Raw genomic sequence first — 23,517 nt, 5'->3', positions numbered from 1 at the left:
CTCCTAGTGGGCTACGACAGCTTCGGCAGGCGCAGCAATGCCAACCGAAGCAGAATATTGGGCAACCAGCGCATCGACGGCCGCAGCCGTGGTGTCGAGAATGGGGGCCGGATAGAAGCCGAACACCAGGGTCAAGACGATCAGCGGGTAGAGAATAACCTTCTCGCGCAGGTTCAGATCGAGGATGGCCTTGAGGCTATCCTTGGTCAGGGCGCCGAAGATGATCCGGCGATAGAGCCACAGCGCATAGCAGGCCGAGAAGATCACGCCGAAGGCAGCGCCGAACGCCACCCAGGTGTTGACCTGGAACACGCCGATCATGGTCAGGAATTCGCCGACAAACCCGGACGTGCCCGGCAGGCCGACGTTCGCCATGGTGAACACCATGAAAGCGAAGGCATAGCGCGGCATGCGCTCGACCAGACCGCCATAGGCGTCGATCTCGCGGGTATGCATGCGGTCATAGATGATGCCGACGCAGAGGAACAGCGCGCCGGAGACGATGCCGTGCGAGATCATCTGGAACATGGCGCCCTGGATGCCCAGGGCATTGCCGGCGAAGATGCCCATGGTCACGAAGCCCATATGGGCGACCGACGAATAGGCGATCAGCTTCTTCATATCGGTCTGCACCAGCGCCACCAGCGAGGTGATGATGATGGCCGCGACCGAGAGGAAGAAGATCACATTGGCGAACTGTGCCGAGGCATCAGGGAACATCGGCAGGCTGAAGCGCAGGAAGCCATAACCGCCTAATTTCAATAGGATAGCGGCCAGGATCACCGAACCAGCGGTCGGCGCTTGCACGTGAGCTTCGGGCAACCAACGATGGAACGGCCACATCGGCATCTTGACGGCGAGCGAGGCGAAGAATGCCCACCACAGCCAGGGCTGCATGCTCTGCGGGAAGTCGTGCGTCAGCAGCTTGGCGATGTCGGTGGTGCCGGCATCCCAATACATGGCCATGATGGCCAGCAGCATCAGCACCGAGCCGGTGAAGGTATAAAAGAAGAACTTGTAGCTGGCCTGGATGCGGGCAGAACCGCCCCAGATGCCGATGATCAGGAACATCGGCAGCAGCGTGCCTTCGAAGAACACATAGAACATCGCCAGATCGAGCGTGGTGAACACGCCGATCATCAGGGTTTCCAGGATCAGGAAGACGATCATGTATTCCTTGACGCGCTTGTCCACTTCCCACGAGGCGAGAATGGCGAACGGCATCAGCAGCGCCGAAAGCACCACGAACAGCACCGAAATGCCGTCGACCCCGAGGCGGTAGCCGATGGTGTCGCCGATCCAGGCGCGATTGACCACGAACTGGAAGCCCGGATTGGTCGTATCGAACTGGCTCCACATCCACAGCGACAGCACTAGCGTCACCGCGGTGGTGAGGAAGGCCGTCCAGCGGATGGCCTCCAGCGAGGTCTTGGGGGTGATCAGGATGATCGCCGCCCCCAGTAGGGGCAGGAAGGTCAGGATCGTCAGGATGGTATTGGCGAAGGTCATCAGATCAGTCCCCCGGCCGCGATGGCCCAGGTCAGGAGAGCCGCGATGCCGATCAGCATGGCGAAGGCATAATGGTAGAGGTAACCGGACTGCAGCTTGGTGACCCAGGAGGTGACGTTCTGCACCCGACGGCCAAGACCCTCGGTGAGCGTCTGGTCGATCAACTGGTCATCAAACCCCTTCCAGAACGCCCGTCCGATCCACAGCGCCGGCTTGACGAAGATGAAGTCGTAGAGTTCGTCGAAGTACCACTTGTTCAAGAGGAACTGGTAGAGGCCAGGATTGGTCTCCGCCAGGCGCTTGGGTGTCTCGGGCGAGCGGATATACATGTACCAGGCGGTCACGAAGCCGATCAGCATGGCAATGGTCGAGGACCATTTGACCCAGAGCGGCACGGCGTGAGCGGCTTCCATGAACGTCTCATTGACGACCAGAGAGCCGGCGAAGAAGTGCTCGATATGGTCAACCTCGTGGAAGAACATGCCGTAGAAGACCACGCCCGCCAGCACAGCGCCGGCCGCGAGGAAATACAGCGGCACCAGCATGACATTGGGCGCTTCATGCGCATTGTCATAGGCCGAGCCATGAGCATGGCCATGATCGTCGTGGCCGTGATCGTCCGCGATCGGCTCGTCATGGCTTGCGCCATCGTGAGCGTCAACATGGGCATGACCATGCTGGGCATCGCGCGGCGTGCCGTGGAAGGTCAGGTGGATCAGGCGCCACGAATAGAAGCTGGTGAACAGAGCGCCGATGACCAGCGACCAGAACGCGAACGCCCCGGTATTGCCGCCGACCGCATAGGCCGACTCGATGATCGCATCCTTGGAGAAGAAGCCGGCAAAGCCGATCTGCGTGCCCGGGATGCCGACACCGGTCAGCGCCAGCGTGCCGATGACCATCATGTAATAGGTGATCGGGATCTTCTTGCGCAGGCCGCCCATGTTGCGCATGTCCTGCTCGTGGTGCATGGCGTGGATCACCGCGCCGGCCCCCAGGAACAGCAGCGCCTTGAAGAAGGCGTGGGTGAACAGATGGAACACACCGGCCGAATAGGCCCCTGCCCCAAGCGCTACGAACATGTAGCCGAGCTGCGAGCAGGTCGAATAGGCGATGACGCGCTTGATGTCATTCTGCACCAGGCCGACGGTCGCCGCGAAGAACGCGGTAATGGCGCCGACGATCAGCACGAATGTCATAGCCGTTGGCGAGGTCTGGAACAGCGGCGACAGCCGCGCCACCATGAACACACCGGCGGTCACCATGGTCGCGGCATGAATCAGCGCCGACACCGGGGTCGGGCCTTCCATGGCGTCCGGCAGCCAGGTGTGCAGCAGGAACTGCGCCGACTTGCCCATGGCGCCCATGAACAGCAGCAGGCACACCACGGTCATGGCATCGAAATCCCATGACAGGAAGTGCATGACCGGCATCGCCGCCGGATCGAGCGCCGCCACCGCATGGAAAGCGCCGTCGAAGTCGATATGGCCCAGCACCATGAAGGCACCGAAAATGCCCAAAGCGAAGCCGAAGTCGCCGACGCGGTTCACGATGAAAGCCTTCATCGCTGCGGCCGTCGCCGATGGCCTTGTGTACCAGAAGCCGATCAGCAGGTAGGACGCGAGCCCCACGCCTTCCCAGCCGAAGAACATCTGCAGGAAGTTGTCGGCCGTCACCAGCATCAGCATGGCGAAGGTGAACAGCGACAGATAGGCGAAGAAGCGCGAGCGGTGCGGATCGTCGGCCATGTAGCCGATCGAATAGACGTGCACGAGGCTCGACACCGTGTTGACCACGACCAGCATGATGGCGGTCAGCGTATCGACGCGCAAAATCCAGCGTAGGTCCATGTCGCCGACCTGGATCCAGCGCATGACTTCGACCTTGAGCACGGCCGCTTCGTGGGAGCCTTCGGCGACTTCAGCGCCGGAGAGGCCGCCACCGAAGGCGATGGGCAGGAACACGATCCAGCTCAACACGGCTGCAATAATCAGCAGCCCTGTGGTCAGGTATTCGCTGGGCCGATGCCCGATAGTGCGCCCGAGCAGCCCCGCAATGAGGGCGCCGATGAGGGGCAGGAAAACAATCGCCTGGATCATAGCGGTGGTTCTTAGCCCTTCATCATGTTGACGTCTTCAACCGCGATCGAGCCGCGGTTGCGGTAGAAAATAACCAGGATAGCGAGGCCAATGGCGGCCTCGGCGGCAGCCACGGTGAGGATCAACAGCGCGAAAACCTGCCCCTGCAGATCGTTGAGCTGGGCGGAAAACGCCACGAAATTCAGATTGACCGCGAGAAGGATCAATTCCACCGACATCAGGATGACGATGACGTTCTTGCGATTGAGGAAAATGCCGAACACGCCCAGCGTGAACAGAATTGCCGCTACGGTCAGGTAGTGACCGAGCCCGATACCTGCGCCCATGTTCGACCCCTATAACCCTTGACCGCTTTTGACTTTGACGACTTGCAGCGTTTCGGAAACCTTGCGACCGACCTGAACATTGGGGTCCTGCCGCTTGACGTTTGGCTTGTGCCGCAGTGTCAACACGATGGCCCCGATCATGGCGACCAGCAACACCGCTGCAGCGCCCTGGAACAGGAACACGTAGCGCGTGTAGAGCACCTGCCCCAGCGCCCGCGTGTTATCGATGGTGCCGTCGATCGGCAGCACCGCAGTGCTCGCCACATCGGGCGACACCACGAAGCTACCGGCGACCAACAGCAGTTCCAGCAGCAGTACCAGCCCGACCACGACCCCGATCGGGGCATATTGCAGTAGGCCCTGGCGCAATTGCGCGAAGTCGACGTCGAGCATCATGACGACGAACAGGAACAGCACCGCCACGGCGCCGACATAGACGACGATCAGGATCAGCGCCAGGAATTCGGCACCGGCCAGCATGAACAGCCCGGCGGCATTGACGAACACCAAGATCAGGAACAGCACGGCGTGAACTGGGTTGCGCGCCGAGATCACCATGAACGCCGAGGCGATCGCGATGATCGAAAACACATAAAAGAAGAACAGTGGAAGGGTCATGCTCTTCCTTTCAACGGTACGGCGCGTCGGCGCTGAGATTGGCCGCGATGGCGCGCTCCCACCGGTCGCCGTTTTCGAGCAGCTTCTCTTTGGAGAAATACAGCTCTTCGCGGGTTTCGGTGGCAAATTCGAAATTGGGGCCCTCGACGATGGCGTCGACCGGGCAGGCTTCCTGGCAGAAGCCGCAATAGATGCACTTCACCATATCGATGTCGTAGCGCACCGTGCGGCGCGTGCCGTCGTTCTGGCGCGGGCCCGCCTCAATGGTGATGGCCTGGGCCGGGCAGATCGCCTCGCACAGCTTGCAGGCGATGCAACGTTCTTCGCCATTGGGATAACGGCGCAGCGCGTGTTCACCACGGAAGCGCGGCGATACGTGGCCCTTTTCAAAGGGATAGTTGATGGTCGGCTTGGGCGCGAAGAAGTAGCGCATGGCGAGAAAGAAGGTCGAAACGAACTCGCGCAGGAACAGCGTGTTGACGAATTGCATCAGGCAATCCCTCCGTGCCAGCCCCAGCCGGTGAGCTGGAGAATGAAAGCGAGGACGACCACGCAGGCCAGCGACAGCGGCAGGAACAGCTTCCAGCCGATACGCATCAATTGGTCATAGCGGTAGCGCGGCACGATAGCCTTGGCCATGGCGAACATGAAGAACACCAGGCTGACCTTGAGGAAGAACCAGATCAGGCCCGGCACCCATGTGAAGGGCGGTAGGTCGATCGGGCTGGTCCAGCCACCCAGGAACAGGATAGTGGTCATGGCGCACATCAGCAGGATCGAAATGTACTCGCCCAGCATGAACAGCAGATACGGGGTCGAGGAATATTCGGTCATGAAGCCGGCGACGAGTTCGGATTCGCCTTCCGCCAGATCGAAGGGCGGCCGGTTGGTTTCCGCCAAAGCCGAGATGTAGAACACCACGAACATCGGGAACAGCGGCAACCAGAACCAGTTGAGGAAGGTCAACTGCGGCAGGCCGATCATATGGGCCAGGCCCATATCGCGTTGTGCCAGCACGATATCGTTGAGGTTCAACGAGCCAACGCAGAGCAGCACGGTGATGATGACGAGGCCGATCGAGACTTCGTAGGATACCATCTGCGCCGCCGAACGGAGCGAGCCGAGGAACGGATATTTCGAATTCGAAGCCCAGCCGCCGATGATGACGCCATAGACGCCAAGCGAGGACACGCCGAGCACATAGAGAATGCCGATATTCAGGTTGCCCATCGCCCAGCCGTCATTGACGGGGATGACAGCCCAGCCGGCCAGCGCCAGCGTGGCGGTCAGCAGCGGCGCAAACAGGAACAGCAGCTTGTCGGCGCCGGCCGGAATGATGGCCTCTTTCAGCGCGAACTTGAGCAGATCGGCAAAGCTCTGCAGCAAGCCAAACGGACCGACCACGTTTGGACCACGGCGGATTTGCACAGCCGCCCAGATCTTGCGATCGGCCAGGAGGATGAACGCGGTGAAGATCAGCAGGCCGACCAGCAAAGCCAGCGCCTTATAGACAAATCCAATGTGCATGCCCCACCCGAAGAAGGGGATGCCCAGGAGATAGTCGAGTGCGGAGAGTACGAAGTCCATTGTGCTCCCCTACTCCGCCGCTTGCCGCAGACCGGCAGCCATGGCGGCGCATTCGCCCATGACGGCCGAAGCGCGCGCGATCGGATTGCTCAGATAAAACTCGGCAACGGCCGAGCCATAAGGAGCCGAGTTGGTCTTGATACCGGCCTTGGCCAGCTTGGCAATGTCAGCAGCGGCGCCGGGCGCGATCTGGTCGATCCGCGCCAGATGCGGGAATTCGGCATAGATCGCCGCGCGAAGCTGCGTCAGCGAGTTGAATGGCAAAGGCTTGCCGAGCGTTCCGGACAGCGCACGGATGATCGCCCAGTCTTCCTTGCCGTCACCGGGTGGGAACACGGCCCGGTTGGTCATCTGCACGCGGCCCTCGGTGTTCACATAAGTGCCCGACTTTTCGGTATAGGTCGCACCCGGCAAGATGACGTCGGCACGGTGTGCGCCGGCGTCGCCATGGCTGCCGATATAGACGACGAACGCCTTGCCCATGGCCGCAGTGTCATATTCGTCGGCACCAAGAAGGAACAGCACGTCGAGTTCGCCCTTGCCGGCCAGCGCGATCTGGTCGGCCGAGCAGACGCCGCCATCATGGGGCACGAAGCCGATATCCAAGCCACCGACGCGGCTTGCCGCATTGTGCAACAGCGCAAAACCGTTCCAGCCTTCGGCGACTTCTGCGCCGGTTGCCAGCTTGGCAGCCAGCGCGATGGTGTCGCGGCCGGCCTGCTTGCCGAGCTTCGCATGGGAGACGGCGCCTTCGCCGACGATGATCAGCGGGTTCTTGGCCTTGGCCAGGACTTCGGCGAATTCGCCCTTGCCGGCGGCCAATTCGGCCAGGGTTTCAAAGCCTTCGCCGAGATAGGAATAGCTATAGGTCAGGTCGGCACGCTCGCCGATGACGGCGATCGGCAGGCCCTTGGCGCGCCAGGTCTTGCGGATGCGGGCATTGATCAGCGCTGCTTCCTTGCGGGGATTTGCGCCGATGATGAGGATGGCGTCAGCCTGTTCGATCCCGGCAATAGTCGGGTTGAACAGATAGGCTGAGCGCGGCATGGACGGATCGATCCCCGACATGGCCGGACGCACGTCCGTCATGCCCGAGCCGATCGAGGCCAGAAGGGCCTTCAGCGCATACATTTCTTCAACCGCAGCCAGGTCGCCAGCAATGGCGCCGACCTTGTTGCCGGCCTTCTTGATGCGCGCAGCGACGGCGGCGAGGGCCTCGTCCCAGCTTGCGGGCTGGAGCTTGCCGGCCTTGCGCACATAGGGACGGTCGAGACGTTGGCTCTTGAGGCCATCCCAGATGAAACGCGTCTTGTCGGAAATCCACTCTTCGTTGATCGCCTCGTTGATGCGCGGCAGGACGCGCATCACTTCATTGCCACGGCTATCGACGCGGATATTGGAGCCGACGGCGTCCATCACGTCGATGGACTCGGTCTTGTTCAGTTCCCACGGGCGGGCGTTGAAAGCGTAAGGCTTGGAGGTCAGCGCGCCCACCGGGCACAAGTCGATGACATTGCCCTGTAGTTCGCTGGTCAACGCCTTTTCGAGGTAAGTCGTGATCTCGGCGTCTTCGCCGCGACCCAGCAGGCCCATCTCGGCGATACCGGCAACTTCAGTGGTGAAGCGCACGCAACGCGTGCAGTGAATGCAGCGGTTCATCGAGGTCTTGACCAGCGGGCCAATATACTTGTCCTCGACGGCGCGCTTGTTCTCGGCGAAGCGGTTCTTGTCCACGCCATAGGCCATTGCCTGGTCTTGCAGATCGCACTCGCCGCCCTGATCGCAGATCGGGCAATCCAGCGGGTGGTTGATCAGCAGGAATTCCATCACGCCTTCGCGGGCCTTTTTGACCATTGGCGAATTGGTGAACATTTCGGGTGGCTCGCCATTCGGGCCGGGCCGCAGATCCTTGACCGACATGGCGCAGGACGCGGTCGGCTTAGGCGGGCCACCTTTGACCTCGACCAGGCACATGCGGCAATTGCCGGCCACCGACAGGCGCTCGTGATAGCAGAAGCGCGGGATTTCTGCTCCCGCGGCCTCGGCCGCCTGCATCAGCGTGTAGTAGTCCGGGACTTCGACGAGCGTACCGTCGACTTTGATATTGGCCATCAGTGGCCCCCATAAAGAAAAGACATGCCCGCGAAGAAAACACACAGGCCAAGGGCGATCATTACCGCTGGAACGCGGAGAATGGTGGCGAGGCGCGAGTCGAAGAACACAGAATAGAATCCAATAGCTGCGCCAACCACAAATCCGACGAGGCCGAACACAGGTCCACCAATGGCAAAGCCAGCAGAGCCAACTCCAAACGCCCATACACCCAGGCCCATGAGCGGCAGCTCAAGCTGCTCCATCCGGTCCTTGAGCATGACGTATTTGGAATTGGTGGCCATCATGGTCACTCCGCCGCGATCGACGGCACGGCGCCGTCGCTGGTCGAGGACCAGGTGTATTCGTCGATACGCTTTTCGATCACGGGACGGAAGTTGCGGATCAAGCCCTGGATGGGCCAAGCGGCAGCATCGCCCAGCGCACAAATGGTGTGGCCTTCGATCTGCTTAGTAACTTCGAACAACATGTCGATCTCGCGCTTCTGGGCGCGGCCTTCGACCATGCGTTCCATGACGCGCATCATCCAGCCGGTGCCTTCGCGGCACGGCGTGCATTGGCCGCAGCTCTCGTGCTTGTAGAAAGCCGAGAGGCGCCAGATCGCCTTGATGATGTCGGTCTGCTTGTCCATCACGATGACGGCCGCAGTGCCGAGCGAAGAGCCCACTTCGCGCAGCCCGTCGAAGTCCATCCGCGCACCGCGGATCTTCTCGCCGGGCACACAGGGCACCGAAGCGCCACCGGGGATCACGGCCAGCAGGTTATCCCAGCCGCCGCGAATGCCACCGCAGTGCTTTTCGATCATCTCTTCGAAGGGAATACCCATTTCCTCTTCGAACGTCGCCGGGGTGTTTACGTGGCCCGACACGCACATCAGCTTGGTGCCGGTATTGTTGGCGCGACCGAGGTTGGCGAACCAGGCGCCGGAGCGGCGCAGGATTTCCGGCACCACGGCGATTGATTCGACGTTGTTGACGGTGGTCGGGTTGCCATAGACACCCATGCCGGCCGGGAATGGCGGCTTGAGGCGGGGCTGGCCCTTCTTGCCTTCAAGGCTCTCCATCAGCGCGGTTTCTTCGCCGCAGATGTAAGCGCCGGCGCCGTGATGGACGATGATGTCCAGGTCCCAGCCGTGGATATTGTCCTTGCCGATCAGCTTGGCCTCATAGGCCTCCTCGACGGCGCGTTCCAAGTGCTGGCGCTCGCGGATGAATTCGCCACGCACGTAAATGAAAGCCAGGTGCGCGTCCATGGCGCGAGCCGCCAGCAGGCACCCCTCGACCAGATGGTGCGGATCGTGACGCAGGATGTCGCGGTCCTTGCACGTGCCGGGCTCGGACTCGTCGGCATTGACCAGCAGGTAATGCGGGCGTCCGTCATTGACCTTGGGCATGAAGGTCCACTTGAGCGCGGTCGGGAACCCTGCCCCGCCGCGGCCACGCAGGCCCGACGCCTTGACCTCGTTGGTGATCCAGTCACGGCCGGAGTCGATGAACTCCTTGGTGCCGATCCAGGCGCCGCGCGAACGCGCGCCCGCAAGGGTCCAGTCGCCCTGGCCATACAGATTGGTGAAAATGCGGTCTTTATCAGCGAGCATCGTTCACTCCTACCGCGGCTTCTTGCCGAAGACGCGGACATATTCAGCTTCACCGCCACGGGCGAGAACATTGGCCTGCTGCAGCCAGTTATCGCGGGTCACGCGGCCCTTGAAGTTCAGGCTTGCCTCGACCTTGGTGATGTCGTCCGAGCCGAAAGCGGCAACCTGGCTCCACTTGGTGATGCCCAGGCTATTGAGGCGGCCTTCCAGCACCGGGCCGACGCCCGAGATCAGCTTGAGATCGTCCGGCGCGCCAGCCGGCGCTACGAACAGCGGCGCATCGCCGCCTTTTTCAGCCACAGGATTGACCTGCGTGGCCGGGACGGCCGGGGCGACGATAGCAGGGGCCTCGGCGGTGCCAGCAGGCGTTGCGCCCTCGGCCGGAGCCGACTTGGTGGGCTTCCCGGGAGCCTTGCCGCCATCAATCTTGCCAGCCGGCGATTCAGCGCCGGTAGCCGTAGGACGCATCGCAGCGTTTGGCTCGCCATTGGCCTTGGCCGACGCATTGGCGGCCTTGCGCTCGCCTTCGGCCTTCGCCTCGGAAACCTTGCCTTGAGGCGCAGGTCCCTTGAGGGCCGGAGCAGATTCTTCGCTCACGTCCTTAGGCTTGGCGGCAGTCGTTGGTGCCTGCGCAGCGGCGGGCGCCGGGGCAGCAGCGGCTGGTGCTGCTGCAGGAGCGGCTGGCGCCTCCGGCGGTACTGGCGGAATGAACTTTTCGCGCGTCGCTGTCGGCGCTTCCAGCAATGTGGTGCGGCCACCGGCGGCTGCCGAGGTCACGCGGTCGATCTGCGGACCCGGCTTGACGGTGTCGCCCTTGCCGGCGGCAAACGCATCGACCAGCGTTTCGAAGGTCTCGGCCGTCAGGTCTTCATAAGTGTCGTGGAAAATCGCCACCATGGGCGCATTCACGCAAGCGCCGAGACACTCGACCTCTTCCCAGCTCATCGTGCCGTCGGCATTGGTGGTGTGCGGGTCGTGGTGGATCTTGTGCTGGCAAATCTCGATCAGGTCGCCTGCCCCGCGCAGCATGCACGGCGTCGTGCCGCAGACCTGGATATGGGCGCGCGTGCCAACCGGCTTGAGTTGGAACTGCGTATAGAACGTCGCCACTTCGAGCACGCGGATATAGGCCATGCCGAGCATGTCGGCGATCGTTTCGATCGTGGCGCGGCTGATCCAGCCGTCCTGATCCTGGGCGCGCATCAACAGCGGAATGACGGCAGACTGCTGCCGGCCGGCCGGATACAGCCCGATCTTCCATTCCGCCCATTTGGCGTTGTCATTGCTAAAGGCGAACGATGCCGGCTGAACCGAATCGTCTGCAAGGCGACGCGAAACCATTAGCGGTCAACCTCTCCGAACACGATATCAAGGGAGCCCAGGATTGCCGACACGTCGGCCAGCATGTGGCCGCGGCACAGGAAATCCATGGCCTGCAGATGGGCGAAGCCCGGCGCGCGAATCTTGCAGCGATAGGGCTTATTGGTGCCATCCGACACCAGATAGACGCCGAACTCGCCCTTGGGCGCCTCGACGCAGGCGTATACTTCGCCGGCCGGCACCTTATAGCCCTCGGTATAGAGCTTGAAGTGATGGATCAGCCCTTCCATCGAGCGCTTCATTTCGCTGCGGCTAGGCGGCACGACCTTGCCGTCGAGCGAGGACACCGGGCCCTTGCCCTCGGGGGCGTTCAGCTTGTCAACGCACTGCTTCATGATGCGCGTGGACTGGCGCATCTCTTCCATGCGGATCAGGTAGCGATCGTAGCAATCGCCGTTCTTGCCGATCGGAATGTCGAATTCCATCTCGTCATAGCATTCATAGGGCTGGCTCTTGCGCAGGTCCCAGGCCGCGCCCGAACCGCGCACCATGACGCCAGAAAAGCCCCAGTTCCACGCATCTTCCAGATCAACCACGCCGATATCGACGTTGCGCTGCTTGAAGATGCGGTTGTTTGTGAGCAGGCTGTCGATATCGGCCAGCGCCTTGGGAAAGGTCGTGCAGAAGGTGTCGATATCATCGACCAGTGCCTGCGGCAGGTCCTGATGAACCCCGCCCGGCCGGATATAGGCGGCATGCATGCGGCTGCCCGAGGCGCGCTCGTAGAACACCATCAGCTTTTCGCGCTGCTCGAAGCCCCACAGCGGCGGCGTCAGCGCGCCAACGTCCATGGCCTGCGTGGTGACGTTCATCAGATGCGCCAGCAGGCGCCCGATTTCCGAATACAGCACGCGGATCAGCTGGCCGCGGCGCGGCACCTCCAGGCCCAGCAGCTTCTCGACGGCCAGGGCAAAAGCGTGCTCCTGGTTCATCGGCGCGACATAGTCGAGGCGGTCGAAATAGGGCACGGCCTGCAGGTAGGTCTTGCTCTCGATCAGCTTTTCGGTGCCGCGATGCAGCAGGCCGATATGGGGATCGACGCGCTCGACGATTTCGCCGTCAAGTTCTAGGATCAAACGCAGCACGCCGTGCGCCGAAGGGTGCACGGGGCCAAAGTTGATGGTGAAATTGCGAACTTCTGCTTCGGCCATTAGTTCTTTGCCTTCTCGTCACCGGGCAGCACGTAGTCCGTACCCTCCCAAGGTGACAGATAGTCGAACGTGCGGAATTCCTGCATCAGCTTGACCGGCTCATAGACGACGCGCTTGCGCTCTTCGTCGTAGCGAACTTCCACAAAGCCGGTGACCGGGAAGTCCTTGCGCAGCGGGTGGCCGTCAAAGCCGTAGTCGGTCAGGATGCGGCGCAGGTCAGGATGGCCCGAAAACAACATGCCGTAGAGATCGTAAGCTTCGCGCTCGAACCATTCGGCGCCGCGGAACACGCTGACGATGCTCGGCACCGGCGTAACGTCATCGGCCGCCAGCTTGATGCGGATGCGGCGATTCTTGGTCGGGCTCATGAAGTGATAGACCACCTCGAAGCGCTGATCGCGCTCGGGAAAGTCTACGCCGCAGATATCGGTGATGGCGAAGAACCGGCATTCCGGGTCATCGCGCAAAAAGGTCGCGACTTCGACGATGGTCGATGGATCGATGGTCAGCGTCAGTTCGCCAAAGCTCAGCGAAACCGATTGCACGGCCTCGCCCATCGCCTGGCCCACATAGTTGCCGAGCGCCAGCAGCGGATGGACCTCTGGTGTTACGTCTTCCGTATCCATGGCGTCCTACCGTTCGATGGTGCCGGTGCGGCGAATCTTCTTCTGCAACAGCAGGATGCCGTACAAAAGCGCTTCTGCCGTCGGCGGGCAGCCGGGCACATAGATGTCCACCGGCAGCACGCGGTCGCAGCCGCGGACCACCGAATAGGAATAGTGGTAATAGCCGCCGCCATTGGCGCAGCTTCCCATCGAAATGACGTAACGCGGCTCTGGCATCTGGTCATAGACCTTGCGCAAAGCCGGAGCCATCTTGTTGGTCAGCGTGCCGGCGACGATCAGCACGTCGGACTGGCGCGGAGAGGCGCGCGGCGCGGTGCCGAAGCGCTCGATATCGTAGCGCGGCATCGACATCTGCATCATTTCGACGGCGCAGCAGGCCAGGCCCGTCTGCATCCACATCAGCGAGCCGGTACGGGCCCAGGTGATGAGCTCGTCCGCAGCGGCGACCAGGAAACCCTTGTCGGCCAGCTCGTCGGTCACGTCCGTGAAGAACGGGTCGTCTGCACCGGCAGTCTTGTTGGTGCGCGGATCGATCAGGCCGCGTGGCCGCGGAGCGATCGCAGTGGTCTCGTTCAATCCCATTCCAGCGCCCCTTTGCTCCATTCGTAGATAAAGCCGACTGTCAGGACACCCAGGAAGATCATCATCGACCAGAAGCCGAACCAGCCCACATCCCGGAAGGCCACAGCCCAGGGAAACAGGAATGCAACTTCCAGATCGAAAATGATGAAGAGAATCGACACCAGGTAGAAGCGGACATCGAACTTCATGCGCGCATCGTCAAAGGCGTCAAAACCCGCCTCGAAGGCCGAGACCTTTTCGGGGTCAGGGTTCTTCACCGCGATGATGAACGGCGCCACCAATAGCGACAGCGCTATCACGGCGGCGAGGCCAATAAAGAGGACAATCGGCAGATAGTCGCTGAGCAAATCAGTCATGCGGCAGCCTGTTTTCTAGACCGGTCGGGCGACCGGGCCCGCGCGGGTTCCGCAGGCAATTGGGGCGAGCGAACCGACACAGAAGATGATGGCTAGGGCTTAGCCCTTCGGCTAATGCGTTTCAAGGAAAAGAAAATATGAGAGAAATAATCATATATCGTAGCGCGGCTCCGGCAGAACAATCAACCGTCGGGGTGCCGGTTGGGTGGGTGCCTGTCGCGCCAACGAGGGATTTGAGAGGATAGCCGGCCTTGCCGGCGGGATATTGGCTTGGCCTTCTGCGCCCATGATCATGGCCGGAACGTCTTCGGCGCAACGCCGATGAGCCAGGTGGGCGCCGCGATTTCTACGTTGTGCATTGAGACAATGAGTCGGCGCTGCGGTGGCCCCGCCCTGCCCGCTCGCAGGCATCCGATTCCCCAAACAAAAAAAGGCCCGGATAAACCGGACCTTTTAAAAGCCAAAACGGCGAACCAGTGAAGGTTCGCCGAATCGGGTTTGCAAGACGCTGTTGCGAACCGGGCGGCGTGCCGCCCGGACCACCTGCAATTAGAAGTGGTAGAACACGCCGACGGTTGCCTTGGCAGCGTCGAAGAAGTCGTTGTTGTTGTCGTCGAAGTTGCCGAGGCCGAGGATTTCGCCACGGATCGACACGTTGTCGGTGACAGCGAAGTCAACGCCAGCGCCCAGAGCGTACACGCCCGACGAGTCGCCGTTCTGGGTGATGGCGCCGAAGCCGCCAGCAGCATAAACGAGGACCTGGTCGGTCACGACAGCACCAACGTGGCCGAGGGCCAGGAAGAGGCCGGCATCGCCGACGTTGTCGTTTTCGAACAGGTAGTCGCCCTGCAGCTCGACGCCGAGAACGATCGGGTCAGCGACGGTGAAGTTCACACCGACAACAGCACCGACGAGGCCACGGCTGTTGCTTACGCCAGCAACGTCGTCAGCGAACACGCCACCAGCTTCAACACCGGCATAGAGACCATCCCAAGAGAAGCCAGCCGACTCATAGATTGGCTGGGGAGTGGTCGGGATGATCAGATCGGCCGCCATTGCGCCCGACGAGAGAAGTGCCACAGCAGCGACACCGAGAGAGAGAGAACGTACAAACATATCTTGCACTCCATAGAGTTAACCGTAGTCGTGACGATAGATGCCTCAGGGGCACCCTTATGACAACCCCGCACCAAGGCAAATTTGGCGGTGCGGATAAGATTTAGTGTCCATTTCGGGGCAGGTGTTGCGCGAATGCATCCGATATGGCCCAATTTGATACAAATGCGACGGATAGCGGCGCCGATAGGGCGACGAGGTGTCGCACAAGCGGCGGAAGATAAGGGGTTTTTCCGAACGCCGGAGATTCCCCTGCAGGCGTTGGCGGGCCCGCCGAGGCGGGACAACCGGGTCGAATCAGCGCCTAAAAGTGGTATTTGGCGCCGATGGTAAACTGGTCCTTGGCATTATCGCCCCTGATGGGGAAACCATGCAGGTATTGGGCGTCGACCGACACCGAGTCGGTGATCGACAGCTCGACGCCACCACCCACGAGGACATCGTCCTCCTGGGGCGCGCCAAGGTCGATGCCATAGCCGCCGGCGGCATAGACCACGACGTCGTCGGTGACGACTAGCCCTGCCCGGCCCAGAATTTGTCCGTAGCTGGTATCGCCGACGCCGCCGGTCAGTCCGTGCACGGCCACTTCGGCGCCGAGCAGGTAGAAATCGAACTGCGCATTGACGCCTGCGCTGATTCCCAGCCCCAACTGATCGCCGCCGGCGCCGCTGAACTGGCCCACGCCATAGACGCCGGCATAGAAGCCGCTCCAGTCGTAGGCCATGCCTTCGGCAACAGGCATTTCGACGGGAGTCGAAGTGGGCACGGTAATCATGTCTGCCGCCATGGCGCCGCCGACCGGTAGTGCAGAGCACAGAGCGGTCAACGCCAATGTCTTGAACATGCTCATCATGCCGTTCTCCCTGGGTCCCTGTTCCATTCACGGTCGCAACGCTGCATTCGCCACAGAGTTCCGGCCCATTCAGATGGCCGATTCTCCTAGATTTCAGCGTATCAGCTGCGTCGCACTATCCGCTGACAATCCCAGTTTTACTGGACTTATGGACTCAAATGGGTCCCGTGGGCGGCCGAAACAAGGCACAACGGAAGCGTTGCAGATTGGCCACAAACGGCGCCGCCCGCACCTACTAGAGCAGATGCGGGCGGGATCGGCGGCCTGAAGACGCGGTTTAGAGCTGGCCGACCAGAATCGGCTGGTCGCTATACTCGGTGGGGAAGAGGTCCTTCAGCGCCGCGACCTTAGGCAGGTCGTTGATGACGATGTAGGGATAGGTTGGGTTCAGCGTCAGGAAATCCTGATGATATTGCTCGGCGGGGTAAAAGGTCTTGCCCGTTTCGATCGTGGTCACGATCTTTTCGGGATAGGCCTTGGCCGTGTCGAGCTGCGCGATATAGGACTTGGCCAGCGTTGCCTGCGCATCCGTCGCCGGGAAGATGGTGGAGCGATACTGCGTGCCGTGGTCCGGGCCCTGGTAGTTCAACTGCGTGGGGTTATGCGCCACCGAGAAATAGATCTGCAGCAGTTCGCCATAAGTGACGACGCTGGGATCGTAGGTAACCTGCACCGATTCGGCGTGGCCGGTGTCGCCCGAGCCGGTCATTTCATAAAATGCCGTGCTGGCGTCGCCGCCAGTATAGCCCGAGACCGCCTTGGTCACGCCTTTGACGTGCTGGAACACCCCCTGCACGCCCCAGAAGCAGCCGCCGGCAAACACCGTCGTGGCCGACCGGCCGGTTTCGGCGATATCCTGCGTCGGCGCGGGAATCACCACAGGGGCCTCCTGTGCCATGGGTCTGACCTGCCAGAATGCCAGCGCGAGCAATGGCACGACCAGAAGGGAAGCCCAGATTGCGCGGGGCGATGGCATCGAACGGCTAGCGAGTTTAGCGTGTGCGGACATGGGAGCGATCCTCTTTGAGAGCTGACTGCTCATCAGTTCGCTTTATAGGACCGTTTGGTTACCCAAGATCAGTGGGCTCACGTCAAAATGAAGCAGCTGACTGAAAGCATGAATGATGAGATGACGCGGTTTTGTCGGCCTCGGCCCGGCGCCACTCTTCGATTTCCCGACAATTCCGAGAAAGAGAGTGGCGCGAGAGACGGGGCTCGAACCCGCGACCTCCGGCGTGACAGGCCGGCGCTCTAACCAACTGAGCTACTCCCGCAGCGGCCAAGGTTTCCCTCGGCGCAACGTGTGGTTCGTTTACGGGCCACCACGGGGTAAGTCAAGCGCCCAAAAGACGATTGGGTGACTATTTCAGCGTGGGTTGGGGATATCGTTGGCGAAGCGCCATGCCCGCGCTAGCCGCGGGAACAAAACCAAGGCGAATCCGTGGGTTCTGATCATCTGCTGATGTGTAATAATAAGCGCTGCACAACGACCGCGACGGGCCCATGTGGCCAAGGGCGGCATTTGGTGCGGAGTGTCCGGCTGGCCTGCCGAGCCCTGGCGCATGGCGCGAAGGCTGGTGGGCGATGACGGACTCGAACCGCCGACATCCTCGGTGTAAACGAGGCGCTCTACCAACTGAGCTAATCGCCCTGGGGCCCAAAGGCCGGGTCAGGTGGCGCCCTATTAGGGTGCCAGCCCCTGCCCGTCAACTGCCAACAGCATCGGCGAGCTATATCGTGGCAAGGAAACGGCCCCGGCGCGCTGCGCTCGGGGCCGATCGATCGTATCAAACCGTTGCCGGTGATTAGTTGATCGCGTCCTTCAGGCCCTTACCGGGCTTGAACTTTGCCTGGTTGGAAGCCGGAATCTGGATTTCCGCGCCGGTGGCGGGATTGCGGCCAGTGGTGGCCTTGCGCGCGGAGACGGCGAAAGTGCCGAAGCCGACGAGACGGACTTCATCGCCGCCCTTGAGCGAAGCCGTGATGGCTTCGAACACTGCGTCCACAGCTTCGGCTGCCTGTGCCTTGGTGATCGTAGCCTTGTCGGCAACGACGCCAACCAGATCGTTCTTGTTCATAGCGTTTCCTCACAGTGAATGCCCGCCATGGCTGGCGAACCAAAACGCCGCAACCTTTTTGCGATTCTGACGAGAAACGCAAGGATATCCGGGCTTCTTGGTCCACCAAGCGGTGCAAAGCTGTTAATGAACTGGAATTGTGGGTCGAACAAGGGCGGTTTTGCAGTTTTGCCCGGAGTTCCGGGCTATTTTGCAGGTTTTCCGTACATTTCAACCTTGGACCGGCGTTTTCACACTGCCGCGGATGCCGAGCATCACCGGCAGTGCCAGCAGGTAAATCCCAGCCCCCACGATCCAGATCAGACCCGGCCAGGTCGGGCGGATGGCGAAATAGACGAAGCTGAAGAATAGCGGGCCGAACACGGCGGCAAGACTCACGAGGCTCGCTAGCACGCCCTGCAGCTGGCCCTGCTTGTCGCTATCCACCTGGGTGGTGGTCAGCGATTGGAGTGCCGGCATGCCGATGCCGCCCATCGCGAACAGTGGCGCCACCGCGAACATCACCCAGCCCTGCGTCGTCAGCCCCAGAATGACCAGGGCGGTGAGTTCGAACGCCATCCCTGTGACCAGCGCCCAACGCTCACCCAGCCGTGCCACCACCGGTCCGGTGAGAAAGGCCTGCGCGCCGGCGTGGAAGAACCCGAAGGCGCCCAGCGACAGCCCGATCATCAGGCCGGTCCAGCCAAAACTGTCCTCGCTGACCAGCGCCCAGACGGTGCCGTACATGGTGCCGACGAAATTCATGATGACGAAGATCGCCATCATGGGAATCAGCGCCTTGAAGGTCAGCGCCCACTTCAGTGGAATGAAGGGGTTGAGCGTCTTCCAGTCGAATTTCGTTCCCGCCTGCCCGGCCCGCGACTCGGGCAGCACGAACAGCGCCAGGGAGAAATTGACGGCGTTCAGCAGTGCCGCGGCGATGAATGGCGCGCGCACCCAGTAATCGCCGAGCAGGCCGCCCAGCACCGGTCCAATGATGAAGCCGATACCGAACATGGCGTGGAAATAGCCAAAGCGCTTGGCGCGCTCCTCCTCGGCGGAAATGTCGGTGATGTAGGCCGTGGCGACGGCCATATTTGCGCTGCTCAGCCCGGCGATGGCACGGCCCAGCACCAGCAGCCACAGATGTGGTGCAAAGGCCATGATCAGGTAGTCGATCGCTGCGCCAGCCAGTGAAATCAGCAGTACGGGCCGGCGGCCGAAGCGGTCGCTGAGCACCCCGAGCACCGGCGAGAACAGGAATTGCATCGCCGAGTAGAGTGCCAGCATGATGCCGAACAGCGTCGCGACCTCGCCGGTATGGGCGACGTCGCGCAGCAGCGCCGGCAGAATCGGAAAGATCAGCCCGATACCGATCGCATCAATAGTGACGGCAGCCAGAATAACGACCAGGGCCCTATTCATCTCGACCTCGTTGCTCAAACGCAGGCCGATTTCCCCAGCACCGCAGGCACAGTGATGTAACTACCTCACGAACGCGTTACAAGGGTGTTCATGGTTTATTCTTTTGTAGATCAGGCCGGCTGTGGCGTACCCGTCCGGAAAACCCAGGCGAGTACTGGTATTGAGAGCAGGTAGAGCGCCGCGGCAACCAACCACACGGCCCCGGGGTACGCCGGCGAGGTCATTGCGAAGATGCTGGTTCCGATCAGCGGGCCGATGATCGAGGTCATGCTTTGTGCGCTGGCCAACACGCCTTGCAGTTCGCCCTGCCGGTCTTCGCTGACCTGGGCCGACATCAAGGACTGCAGCGCCGGCAGGCCGACGCCGCCGATCGCCGATAGCGGCGATAGCGCGAAGGCCATCCAGCCCTGCGTGGCGAAGGCGAAGCCGAGGAAGGCCAGCGTATCGACAACGACGCCGATCACCAGCGTGCCGCGGTCGCCGAATCGTTTGCTCAATGGCCCAGTGATCAAGGCTTGTGCAACTGTGTGGCAGATGCCGAATGCAGCCATCCAAAGGCCGATGGTGACACCATCGAAGTGGAACTGCGCTCTCCCGTAGAGCACCGAGATGGTGCCGGGAATAACGCCGTTGATGGCGAAAATCAGAAACATGGCGATCAGCGGCGCCAGCGCCGGAAAGCTGAACGCCCACTTGAGCGGCCCGAGGGGATTGAGGGCCTTGAATTGCAAGGGCTCACGGCTCGGCACCCGGCTTTCCTTCACCACGGTGAGGACCAGAATGAGGTTCAACGCGTTGAGCACGGCGGCCGCGAGGAAGGGCGCGCGAAGAAAATAAACGCTCAGTAGCCCGCCCATCACCGGCCCGATGATGAAGCCGACGCCGAAGGCGGCGCTCATCCAGCTGAAGCGCTGGGCGCGGTCTTTCTCGTCGGTGATATCGGCAATATAGGCGCCGGCGACGGACATGTTGGCGCTGGTGATTCCGGCGATGATGCGGCCAAGCAGCAAGACCCACAGATGTGGCGCGAAGGCCATAATCAGATAGTCGATGGCGGCGCCGGCAAGCGAAACAATCATCACCGGCCGGCGGCCGTAGCGATCCGAAAGCATGCCGAGAATGGGCGAAAACACGAATTGCATCGCGGCATAGGCGGCCAGGATGATTCCATAGGTGAGTGAAACCTGGCCGCTGCCGGTGAGCTCTTCCAGCAGTGAGGGCAGGATGGGAAAAATCAGCCCAATGCCGATGGCGTCAAGGACGACGATCAGTATGATGGTGACGATAGAACGGTTCACTGCCGCTCTCCCTATCAATGATAAATAAATCTATCGGTGATAAATTCCCTTATCGATGATAAGTCAAGGTGGACATGGCAATCGAACGCGACAAAATTCTGGATGCGGCGCTGGCGGTCCTTGCTGAGGTGGGACTCGACCAGTTTACCACGCGCAAACTGGCCGACCGGCTCGGGGTGCAACAGCCAGCCCTTTATTGGCATTTCAAGAGCAAGTCGGCCTTGCTCGACGCGCTCAATGCGGAAATGCTGCTGCGCTACCATGTCCATCATTTGCCGACGCCCGGCCAGACCTGGGACGAGTTCACGATGGCCAATGCCCGCAGCTTTCGCAAAGCGCTCCTCGCCGTACGCGACGGAGCCCGCATCAATGCTGGCACGCACCCGACCACACGGGAGTTCGGCGATGCCGAGCGGCACCTACAGCTCTATGTCGACGCGGGATTTTCCCCCGGAGAGGCGTTCAATATCGCCATCGCGGTCACCCGATATGTCGTCGGCTTCGTGCTCGAAGAACAGGGTGAGCGGGAGCGTGGCGACGAGGAGTTTTGGCAGGAGGAAGACCCCATGAAGGAGATTGCCCCCTTCCCGCTGCTCTCCACCGCACTCAAGCCGCTGATCGCAGGCGGTATGATCAATACCGAAGGCGTGTTCGAAGGTGGCCTGGGCTATTTGCTGGCCGGGATGCGGGAGAGCTTGGCGGCCCAGAAAACAAAAACGGCGCCCTGAGGCGCCGGTTTCGCAAATTATCGGGTCGACTTATTGGGCGGTCGCTTCAGCCACGCACTCGTCGGACGTATAGCGCATGTCTTCTTCGCCGGTGCTGAGCGCAGCGACGGCGGACTGCACGTAGAAATCGGTCAGGCGGTCGTATTCGCCGGCTTCAATGCCATCGGCATCAAGTGCCGTCTTGGCGCGGGCGAATGCCAGGTCGGCCATATGATCGGACGCCGCTTTTTGATCGGCAGGCAGATCGTCCGACATCGAGGCTACGGTGAAGGCAGCGCCACACCAGAACGCGATATCCACCGCATCGCTCACCTGGTCTTCAGCCGGAACGGCGTCCTCGGCATAGGCGGGAAGCGAAAGGGTCATCAAGGCGAGGGCGGCGACGGCGAGCAATTTGGTGCGCATCTGGATTTTCTATAATGGGGGCCGGGCCATTCCGGCGACCCCTCATATCGTGCAAATCCTTGGCTTTCCTAGCGCTTTTTGGCGCTTTGGTAAAAAACGGCGCCACTGGAGCGCCGTTTCGTTGCTGTGAACCGTTTAGCCAGCGGCCCGAGGCTTTACTTCAGGCCGAGCGCATCGCGCATGGTGAAGTACAGGTCGGTCTGGTCGGTCAGGCCGGTGACGTTGGCGGCATGCGGGCCGAAGGCGGCGACACGAAGCTGGGCGCCGGTATGGCCCTGCGAGTCGCCTTCCGAATTGCCGTAGCTGATGTCCATCACTGCGCCGTCCTTGGTCGTCAGTGCTGCAGTCAGGCCCGGCGCTTCAGTGCCTTCTTCGACGATCTGGCTGGAATGGGCATGGTCGGCGGTGACGATGATCAGGGTATCGCCATGCTCCTTGGCGAAGGCAAGACCAACTTGGACGGCGGCGTCGAGGTCGACGGTTTCGCCGATCTGGCCGCACGGATTGGCAGCATGGTCCTGCTTGTCGATCGAGGCGCCTTCAACCTGCAGGAAGAAGCCCTTCTCGTTGACGCTCAGCAATTCGATGGCCTTGGTGGTCATGTCTGCCAGCGACGGCTGGGTCGCCGGACGGTCGGCATTGGGGGTGCAGGTGTATGCCGGCACATCGAGGTTGCCGTGATAGGTGGCCTTCGGACCCATCCAGCTGACCGGCAGGTTGCCTTCGGCGAACAGGCCGATAACCGGCTTGTCCTGGTTGGCTTCGGTCAGGGCCTTCATCTCGTCGGCGTTGGTGACGATGACGAAGCCGAGCGCCTTGGCCTGCTCCATCAAGGTCTTGCCCTTGTATTCGCTGGCAGCCGCGACTTCGGCGAAGCTCTTGGAACCGCCGCCGAGGACTAGGTCGGCACGGGCGGTGAGGTACTGCTCGGTGATCGAGCCGGCCCCGCCGTTTTCGAGGGCGTTGCTGGCACAATCCTTGGTGGTGGCGACCGGGCCGTAGCACTTGCGGCCAGTGATGTGCGAGACCAGCGCCGCCGGGGTGGCGTCCTGGATTTCGGAGGTCGAGACATCGCCGGTGGCGAGGCCGTTGGCCTTGGCCAGCTCAAGGATCGTCTGGTGCGGCGCTGCCTTGATGTCGACGCCAAGGGCGCCATTGTAGGTCTTTACGCCAGTCGACCAGGCGGTCGCGGACGCGGCCGAGTCGGTAACGTAGTCCGGCTTGCCGGTGTCCTTGTTGAGCGCATAGTGGGTGTACTGGCCGGTGATCGGCAGAGCATCGATGCCTTTGAAAAAGCCGCCAGCGCCTTCGGCGTAGTTGCGCGCCACGGTGATTTCCGAGTCACCCATGCCATCGCCAATGAAAAGGATGACGTTTTTGGCCGGCGTGTTGATCAGGGAAGCCTTGAGCGCCTCGGTAATATCGCCGCTGAGACGGCGGGCGCCGCCCGGCTGGGTGACGTCGCCGGCAGCGCTGCGAACCATGAAGTCGGCCTCTTGGGCCATGACGGCAGCGCTGGACAGCAGAGCCAGGCCGAGGGCAAGCATCGAGGTGCGGGTGAGGTTCATGCGGCATCCTTCCATGAAAATTTATGGATATTCGCGTCAGGCGCGGGTCCATCCGTTTTGTAGGAAGGCTATGCAACGGTTTCGCGACAATGACAGCGCACAAACAAAAACGGCGCCCCGAAGG

General features: G+C 61.5%; 23 protein-coding genes and 2 tRNA genes. 1 reads left to right on the top strand and 24 read right to left on the bottom strand.

The genetic code is table 11. The annotated features are described in order from the left end of the window. Nucleotides 1-3 precede the first annotated feature (3 nt). The 22 genes from ABIB57_RS05100 to tet form a co-directional block, all read right to left on the bottom strand. Nucleotides 4-1,509 carry an NADH-quinone oxidoreductase subunit M gene (locus ABIB57_RS05100; protein ID WP_354038945.1) on the bottom strand — a complete coding sequence of 502 codons (1,506 nt, stop codon included), beginning with the start codon at nt 1,507-1,509 and terminating at the stop codon, nt 4-6. Next, nucleotides 1,509-3,608, bottom strand: coding sequence for an NADH-quinone oxidoreductase subunit L (gene nuoL, locus ABIB57_RS05095; RefSeq protein WP_354038943.1), 2,100 nt, complete (start codon nt 3,606-3,608; stop codon nt 1,509-1,511). The genes ABIB57_RS05100 and nuoL overlap by 1 nt, the downstream gene beginning before the upstream one ends. Before the next feature lie 11 nt (nt 3,609-3,619). Continuing rightward, nucleotides 3,620-3,934 (bottom strand): NADH-quinone oxidoreductase subunit NuoK, encoded by a 315-nt coding sequence (gene nuoK / locus ABIB57_RS05090; protein ID WP_354038942.1) that lies wholly within the window; start codon nt 3,932-3,934, stop codon nt 3,620-3,622. Nucleotides 3,935-3,943: 9 nt separating this feature from the next. After that, nucleotides 3,944-4,552, bottom strand: a complete 609-nt coding sequence (locus ABIB57_RS05085) for an NADH-quinone oxidoreductase subunit J (protein WP_354038940.1) — start codon at nt 4,550-4,552, stop codon at nt 3,944-3,946. 10 nt (nt 4,553-4,562) lie between these two features. After that, a complete protein-coding gene (nuoI, locus tag ABIB57_RS05080; RefSeq protein ID WP_354038938.1) occupies nt 4,563-5,042 on the bottom strand; it encodes an NADH-quinone oxidoreductase subunit NuoI in 480 nt (159 codons plus the stop codon). Then, nucleotides 5,042-6,079, bottom strand: coding sequence for an NADH-quinone oxidoreductase subunit NuoH (gene nuoH / locus ABIB57_RS05075; RefSeq protein WP_354039685.1), 1,038 nt, complete (start codon nt 6,077-6,079; stop codon nt 5,042-5,044). The genes nuoI and nuoH overlap by 1 nt, the downstream gene beginning before the upstream one ends. A gap of 69 nt (nt 6,080-6,148) precedes the next feature. Beyond that, entirely contained in the window at nt 6,149-8,251 is a 2,103-nt protein-coding gene (gene nuoG / locus ABIB57_RS05070) for an NADH-quinone oxidoreductase subunit NuoG (RefSeq protein WP_354038937.1), read from the bottom strand. After that, nucleotides 8,251-8,538 carry a hypothetical protein gene (locus tag ABIB57_RS05065; RefSeq protein WP_354038935.1) on the bottom strand — a complete coding sequence of 96 codons (288 nt, stop codon included), beginning with the start codon at nt 8,536-8,538 and terminating at the stop codon, nt 8,251-8,253. Before ABIB57_RS05065 ends, nuoG begins: the two co-directional genes overlap by 1 nt. 2 nt (nt 8,539-8,540) lie before the next feature. After that, nucleotides 8,541-9,848 (bottom strand): NADH-quinone oxidoreductase subunit NuoF, encoded by a 1,308-nt coding sequence (gene nuoF / locus ABIB57_RS05060; protein ID WP_354038933.1) that lies wholly within the window; start codon nt 9,846-9,848, stop codon nt 8,541-8,543. A gap of 9 nt (nt 9,849-9,857) precedes the next feature. Then, nucleotides 9,858-11,189 (bottom strand): NADH-quinone oxidoreductase subunit NuoE, encoded by a 1,332-nt coding sequence (nuoE, locus tag ABIB57_RS05055; protein WP_354038931.1) that lies wholly within the window; start codon nt 11,187-11,189, stop codon nt 9,858-9,860. After that, complete coding sequence (locus ABIB57_RS05050; RefSeq protein WP_354038929.1) at nt 11,189-12,379, bottom strand: NADH-quinone oxidoreductase subunit D; 1,191 nt, start codon at nt 12,377-12,379, stop codon at nt 11,189-11,191. Before ABIB57_RS05050 ends, nuoE begins: the two co-directional genes overlap by 1 nt. Further along, the gene (locus ABIB57_RS05045) at nt 12,379-13,005 is read right to left on the bottom strand and encodes an NADH-quinone oxidoreductase subunit C (RefSeq protein ID WP_354038927.1); all 627 of its coding nucleotides are present in this window, start codon (nt 13,003-13,005) and stop codon (nt 12,379-12,381) included. Before ABIB57_RS05045 ends, ABIB57_RS05050 begins: the two co-directional genes overlap by 1 nt. Before the next feature lie 6 nt (nt 13,006-13,011). Next, complete coding sequence (locus tag ABIB57_RS05040; protein WP_299724565.1) at nt 13,012-13,587, bottom strand: NuoB/complex I 20 kDa subunit family protein; 576 nt, start codon at nt 13,585-13,587, stop codon at nt 13,012-13,014. Further along, entirely contained in the window at nt 13,578-13,943 is a 366-nt protein-coding gene (locus tag ABIB57_RS05035) for an NADH-quinone oxidoreductase subunit A (RefSeq protein ID WP_299724563.1), read from the bottom strand. The genes ABIB57_RS05040 and ABIB57_RS05035 overlap by 10 nt, the downstream gene beginning before the upstream one ends. Before the next feature lie 549 nt (nt 13,944-14,492). Further along, nucleotides 14,493-15,059, bottom strand: coding sequence for an outer membrane protein (locus tag ABIB57_RS05030; RefSeq protein ID WP_354038925.1), 567 nt, complete (start codon nt 15,057-15,059; stop codon nt 14,493-14,495). Between the two features lie 304 nt (nt 15,060-15,363). Continuing rightward, nucleotides 15,364-15,912, bottom strand: coding sequence for an outer membrane protein (locus ABIB57_RS05025; protein WP_354038923.1), 549 nt, complete (start codon nt 15,910-15,912; stop codon nt 15,364-15,366). A 277-nt stretch (nt 15,913-16,189) separates the two neighbouring features. After that, a complete protein-coding gene (gene msrA / locus ABIB57_RS05020) occupies nt 16,190-16,921 on the bottom strand; it encodes a peptide-methionine (S)-S-oxide reductase MsrA (RefSeq protein ID WP_354038922.1) in 732 nt (243 codons plus the stop codon). A gap of 188 nt (nt 16,922-17,109) precedes the next feature. Continuing rightward, nucleotides 17,110-17,186 (bottom strand) — tRNA-Asp (locus tag ABIB57_RS05015). 301 nt (nt 17,187-17,487) lie between these two features. Continuing rightward, a tRNA-Val gene (locus tag ABIB57_RS05010) sits at nt 17,488-17,563 on the bottom strand. Nucleotides 17,564-17,717: 154 nt separating this feature from the next. Next, nucleotides 17,718-17,990: an HU family DNA-binding protein gene (locus ABIB57_RS05005; protein WP_299724556.1), complete on the bottom strand. Its 273-nt coding sequence runs from the start codon at nt 17,988-17,990 to the stop codon at nt 17,718-17,720. 210 nt (nt 17,991-18,200) lie between these two features. Next, nucleotides 18,201-19,394: a TCR/Tet family MFS transporter gene (locus tag ABIB57_RS05000; protein WP_354038921.1), complete on the bottom strand. Its 1,194-nt coding sequence runs from the start codon at nt 19,392-19,394 to the stop codon at nt 18,201-18,203. 110 nt (nt 19,395-19,504) lie between these two features. Then, a complete protein-coding gene (gene tet, locus ABIB57_RS04995; protein ID WP_354038920.1) occupies nt 19,505-20,692 on the bottom strand; it encodes a Tet(A)/Tet(B)/Tet(C) family tetracycline efflux MFS transporter in 1,188 nt (395 codons plus the stop codon). A gap of 74 nt (nt 20,693-20,766) precedes the next feature. Here tet and ABIB57_RS04990 point away from each other — a divergent pair, with 74 nt between their 5' ends. Beyond that, nucleotides 20,767-21,420 carry a TetR/AcrR family transcriptional regulator C-terminal domain-containing protein gene (locus ABIB57_RS04990; protein WP_354038919.1) on the top strand — a complete coding sequence of 218 codons (654 nt, stop codon included), beginning with the start codon at nt 20,767-20,769 and terminating at the stop codon, nt 21,418-21,420. 30 nt (nt 21,421-21,450) lie between these two features. Here the strand turns inward: ABIB57_RS04990 and ABIB57_RS04985 are convergent, their stop codons facing one another. Both ABIB57_RS04985 and phoA read right to left on the bottom strand, forming a co-directional pair. Next, nucleotides 21,451-21,825 (bottom strand): hypothetical protein, encoded by a 375-nt coding sequence (locus ABIB57_RS04985; protein WP_354038918.1) that lies wholly within the window; start codon nt 21,823-21,825, stop codon nt 21,451-21,453. Nucleotides 21,826-21,980: 155 nt separating this feature from the next. Then, the gene (gene phoA, locus ABIB57_RS04980) at nt 21,981-23,393 is read right to left on the bottom strand and encodes an alkaline phosphatase (protein ID WP_354038916.1); all 1,413 of its coding nucleotides are present in this window, start codon (nt 23,391-23,393) and stop codon (nt 21,981-21,983) included. Nucleotides 23,394-23,517: the final 124 nt, after the last annotated feature.

Origin of the sequence: Devosia sp. UYZn731, from assembly GCF_040546795.1 — a bacterium.
Taxonomy (GTDB): Bacteria; Pseudomonadota; Alphaproteobacteria; order Rhizobiales; family Devosiaceae; genus Devosia.
Note: the sequence above shows the minus strand (reverse complement) of the source record. Positions and strands in the feature narration are given on the sequence as shown.

What these genes read in the sequence shown, in the direction of transcription:
- ABIB57_RS05100 (WP_354038945.1), bottom strand. Translation starts at nt 1,509, where the DNA reads ATGACCTTCGCCAATACCATCCTGACGATCCTGACCTTCCTGCCCCTA.
- nuoL (WP_354038943.1), bottom strand. Translation starts at nt 3,608, where the DNA reads ATGATCCAGGCGATTGTTTTCCTGCCCCTCATCGGCGCCCTCATTGCG.
- nuoK (WP_354038942.1), bottom strand. Translation starts at nt 3,934, where the DNA reads ATGGGCGCAGGTATCGGGCTCGGTCACTACCTGACCGTAGCGGCAATT.
- ABIB57_RS05085 (WP_354038940.1), bottom strand. Translation starts at nt 4,552, where the DNA reads ATGACCCTTCCACTGTTCTTCTTTTATGTGTTTTCGATCATCGCGATC.
- nuoI (WP_354038938.1), bottom strand. Translation starts at nt 5,042, where the DNA reads ATGCAATTCGTCAACACGCTGTTCCTGCGCGAGTTCGTTTCGACCTTC.
- nuoH (WP_354039685.1), bottom strand. Translation starts at nt 6,079, where the DNA reads ATGCACATTGGATTTGTCTATAAGGCGCTGGCTTTGCTGGTCGGCCTG.
- nuoG (WP_354038937.1), bottom strand. Translation starts at nt 8,251, where the DNA reads ATGGCCAATATCAAAGTCGACGGTACGCTCGTCGAAGTCCCGGACTAC.
- ABIB57_RS05065 (WP_354038935.1), bottom strand. Translation starts at nt 8,538, where the DNA reads ATGATGGCCACCAATTCCAAATACGTCATGCTCAAGGACCGGATGGAG.
- nuoF (WP_354038933.1), bottom strand. Translation starts at nt 9,848, where the DNA reads ATGCTCGCTGATAAAGACCGCATTTTCACCAATCTGTATGGCCAGGGC.
- nuoE (WP_354038931.1), bottom strand. Translation starts at nt 11,189, where the DNA reads ATGGTTTCGCGTCGCCTTGCAGACGATTCGGTTCAGCCGGCATCGTTC.
- ABIB57_RS05050 (WP_354038929.1), bottom strand. Translation starts at nt 12,379, where the DNA reads ATGGCCGAAGCAGAAGTTCGCAATTTCACCATCAACTTTGGCCCCGTG.
- ABIB57_RS05045 (WP_354038927.1), bottom strand. Translation starts at nt 13,005, where the DNA reads ATGGATACGGAAGACGTAACACCAGAGGTCCATCCGCTGCTGGCGCTC.
- ABIB57_RS05040 (WP_299724565.1), bottom strand. Translation starts at nt 13,587, where the DNA reads ATGGGATTGAACGAGACCACTGCGATCGCTCCGCGGCCACGCGGCCTG.
- ABIB57_RS05035 (WP_299724563.1), bottom strand. Translation starts at nt 13,943, where the DNA reads ATGACTGATTTGCTCAGCGACTATCTGCCGATTGTCCTCTTTATTGGC.
- ABIB57_RS05030 (WP_354038925.1), bottom strand. Translation starts at nt 15,059, where the DNA reads ATGTTTGTACGTTCTCTCTCTCTCGGTGTCGCTGCTGTGGCACTTCTC.
- ABIB57_RS05025 (WP_354038923.1), bottom strand. Translation starts at nt 15,912, where the DNA reads ATGATGAGCATGTTCAAGACATTGGCGTTGACCGCTCTGTGCTCTGCA.
- msrA (WP_354038922.1), bottom strand. Translation starts at nt 16,921, where the DNA reads ATGTCCGCACACGCTAAACTCGCTAGCCGTTCGATGCCATCGCCCCGC.
- ABIB57_RS05005 (WP_299724556.1), bottom strand. Translation starts at nt 17,990, where the DNA reads ATGAACAAGAACGATCTGGTTGGCGTCGTTGCCGACAAGGCTACGATC.
- ABIB57_RS05000 (WP_354038921.1), bottom strand. Translation starts at nt 19,394, where the DNA reads ATGAATAGGGCCCTGGTCGTTATTCTGGCTGCCGTCACTATTGATGCG.
- ABIB57_RS04990 (WP_354038919.1), top strand. Translation starts at nt 20,767, where the DNA reads ATGGCAATCGAACGCGACAAAATTCTGGATGCGGCGCTGGCGGTCCTT.
- ABIB57_RS04985 (WP_354038918.1), bottom strand. Translation starts at nt 21,825, where the DNA reads ATGCGCACCAAATTGCTCGCCGTCGCCGCCCTCGCCTTGATGACCCTT.
- phoA (WP_354038916.1), bottom strand. Translation starts at nt 23,393, where the DNA reads ATGAACCTCACCCGCACCTCGATGCTTGCCCTCGGCCTGGCTCTGCTG.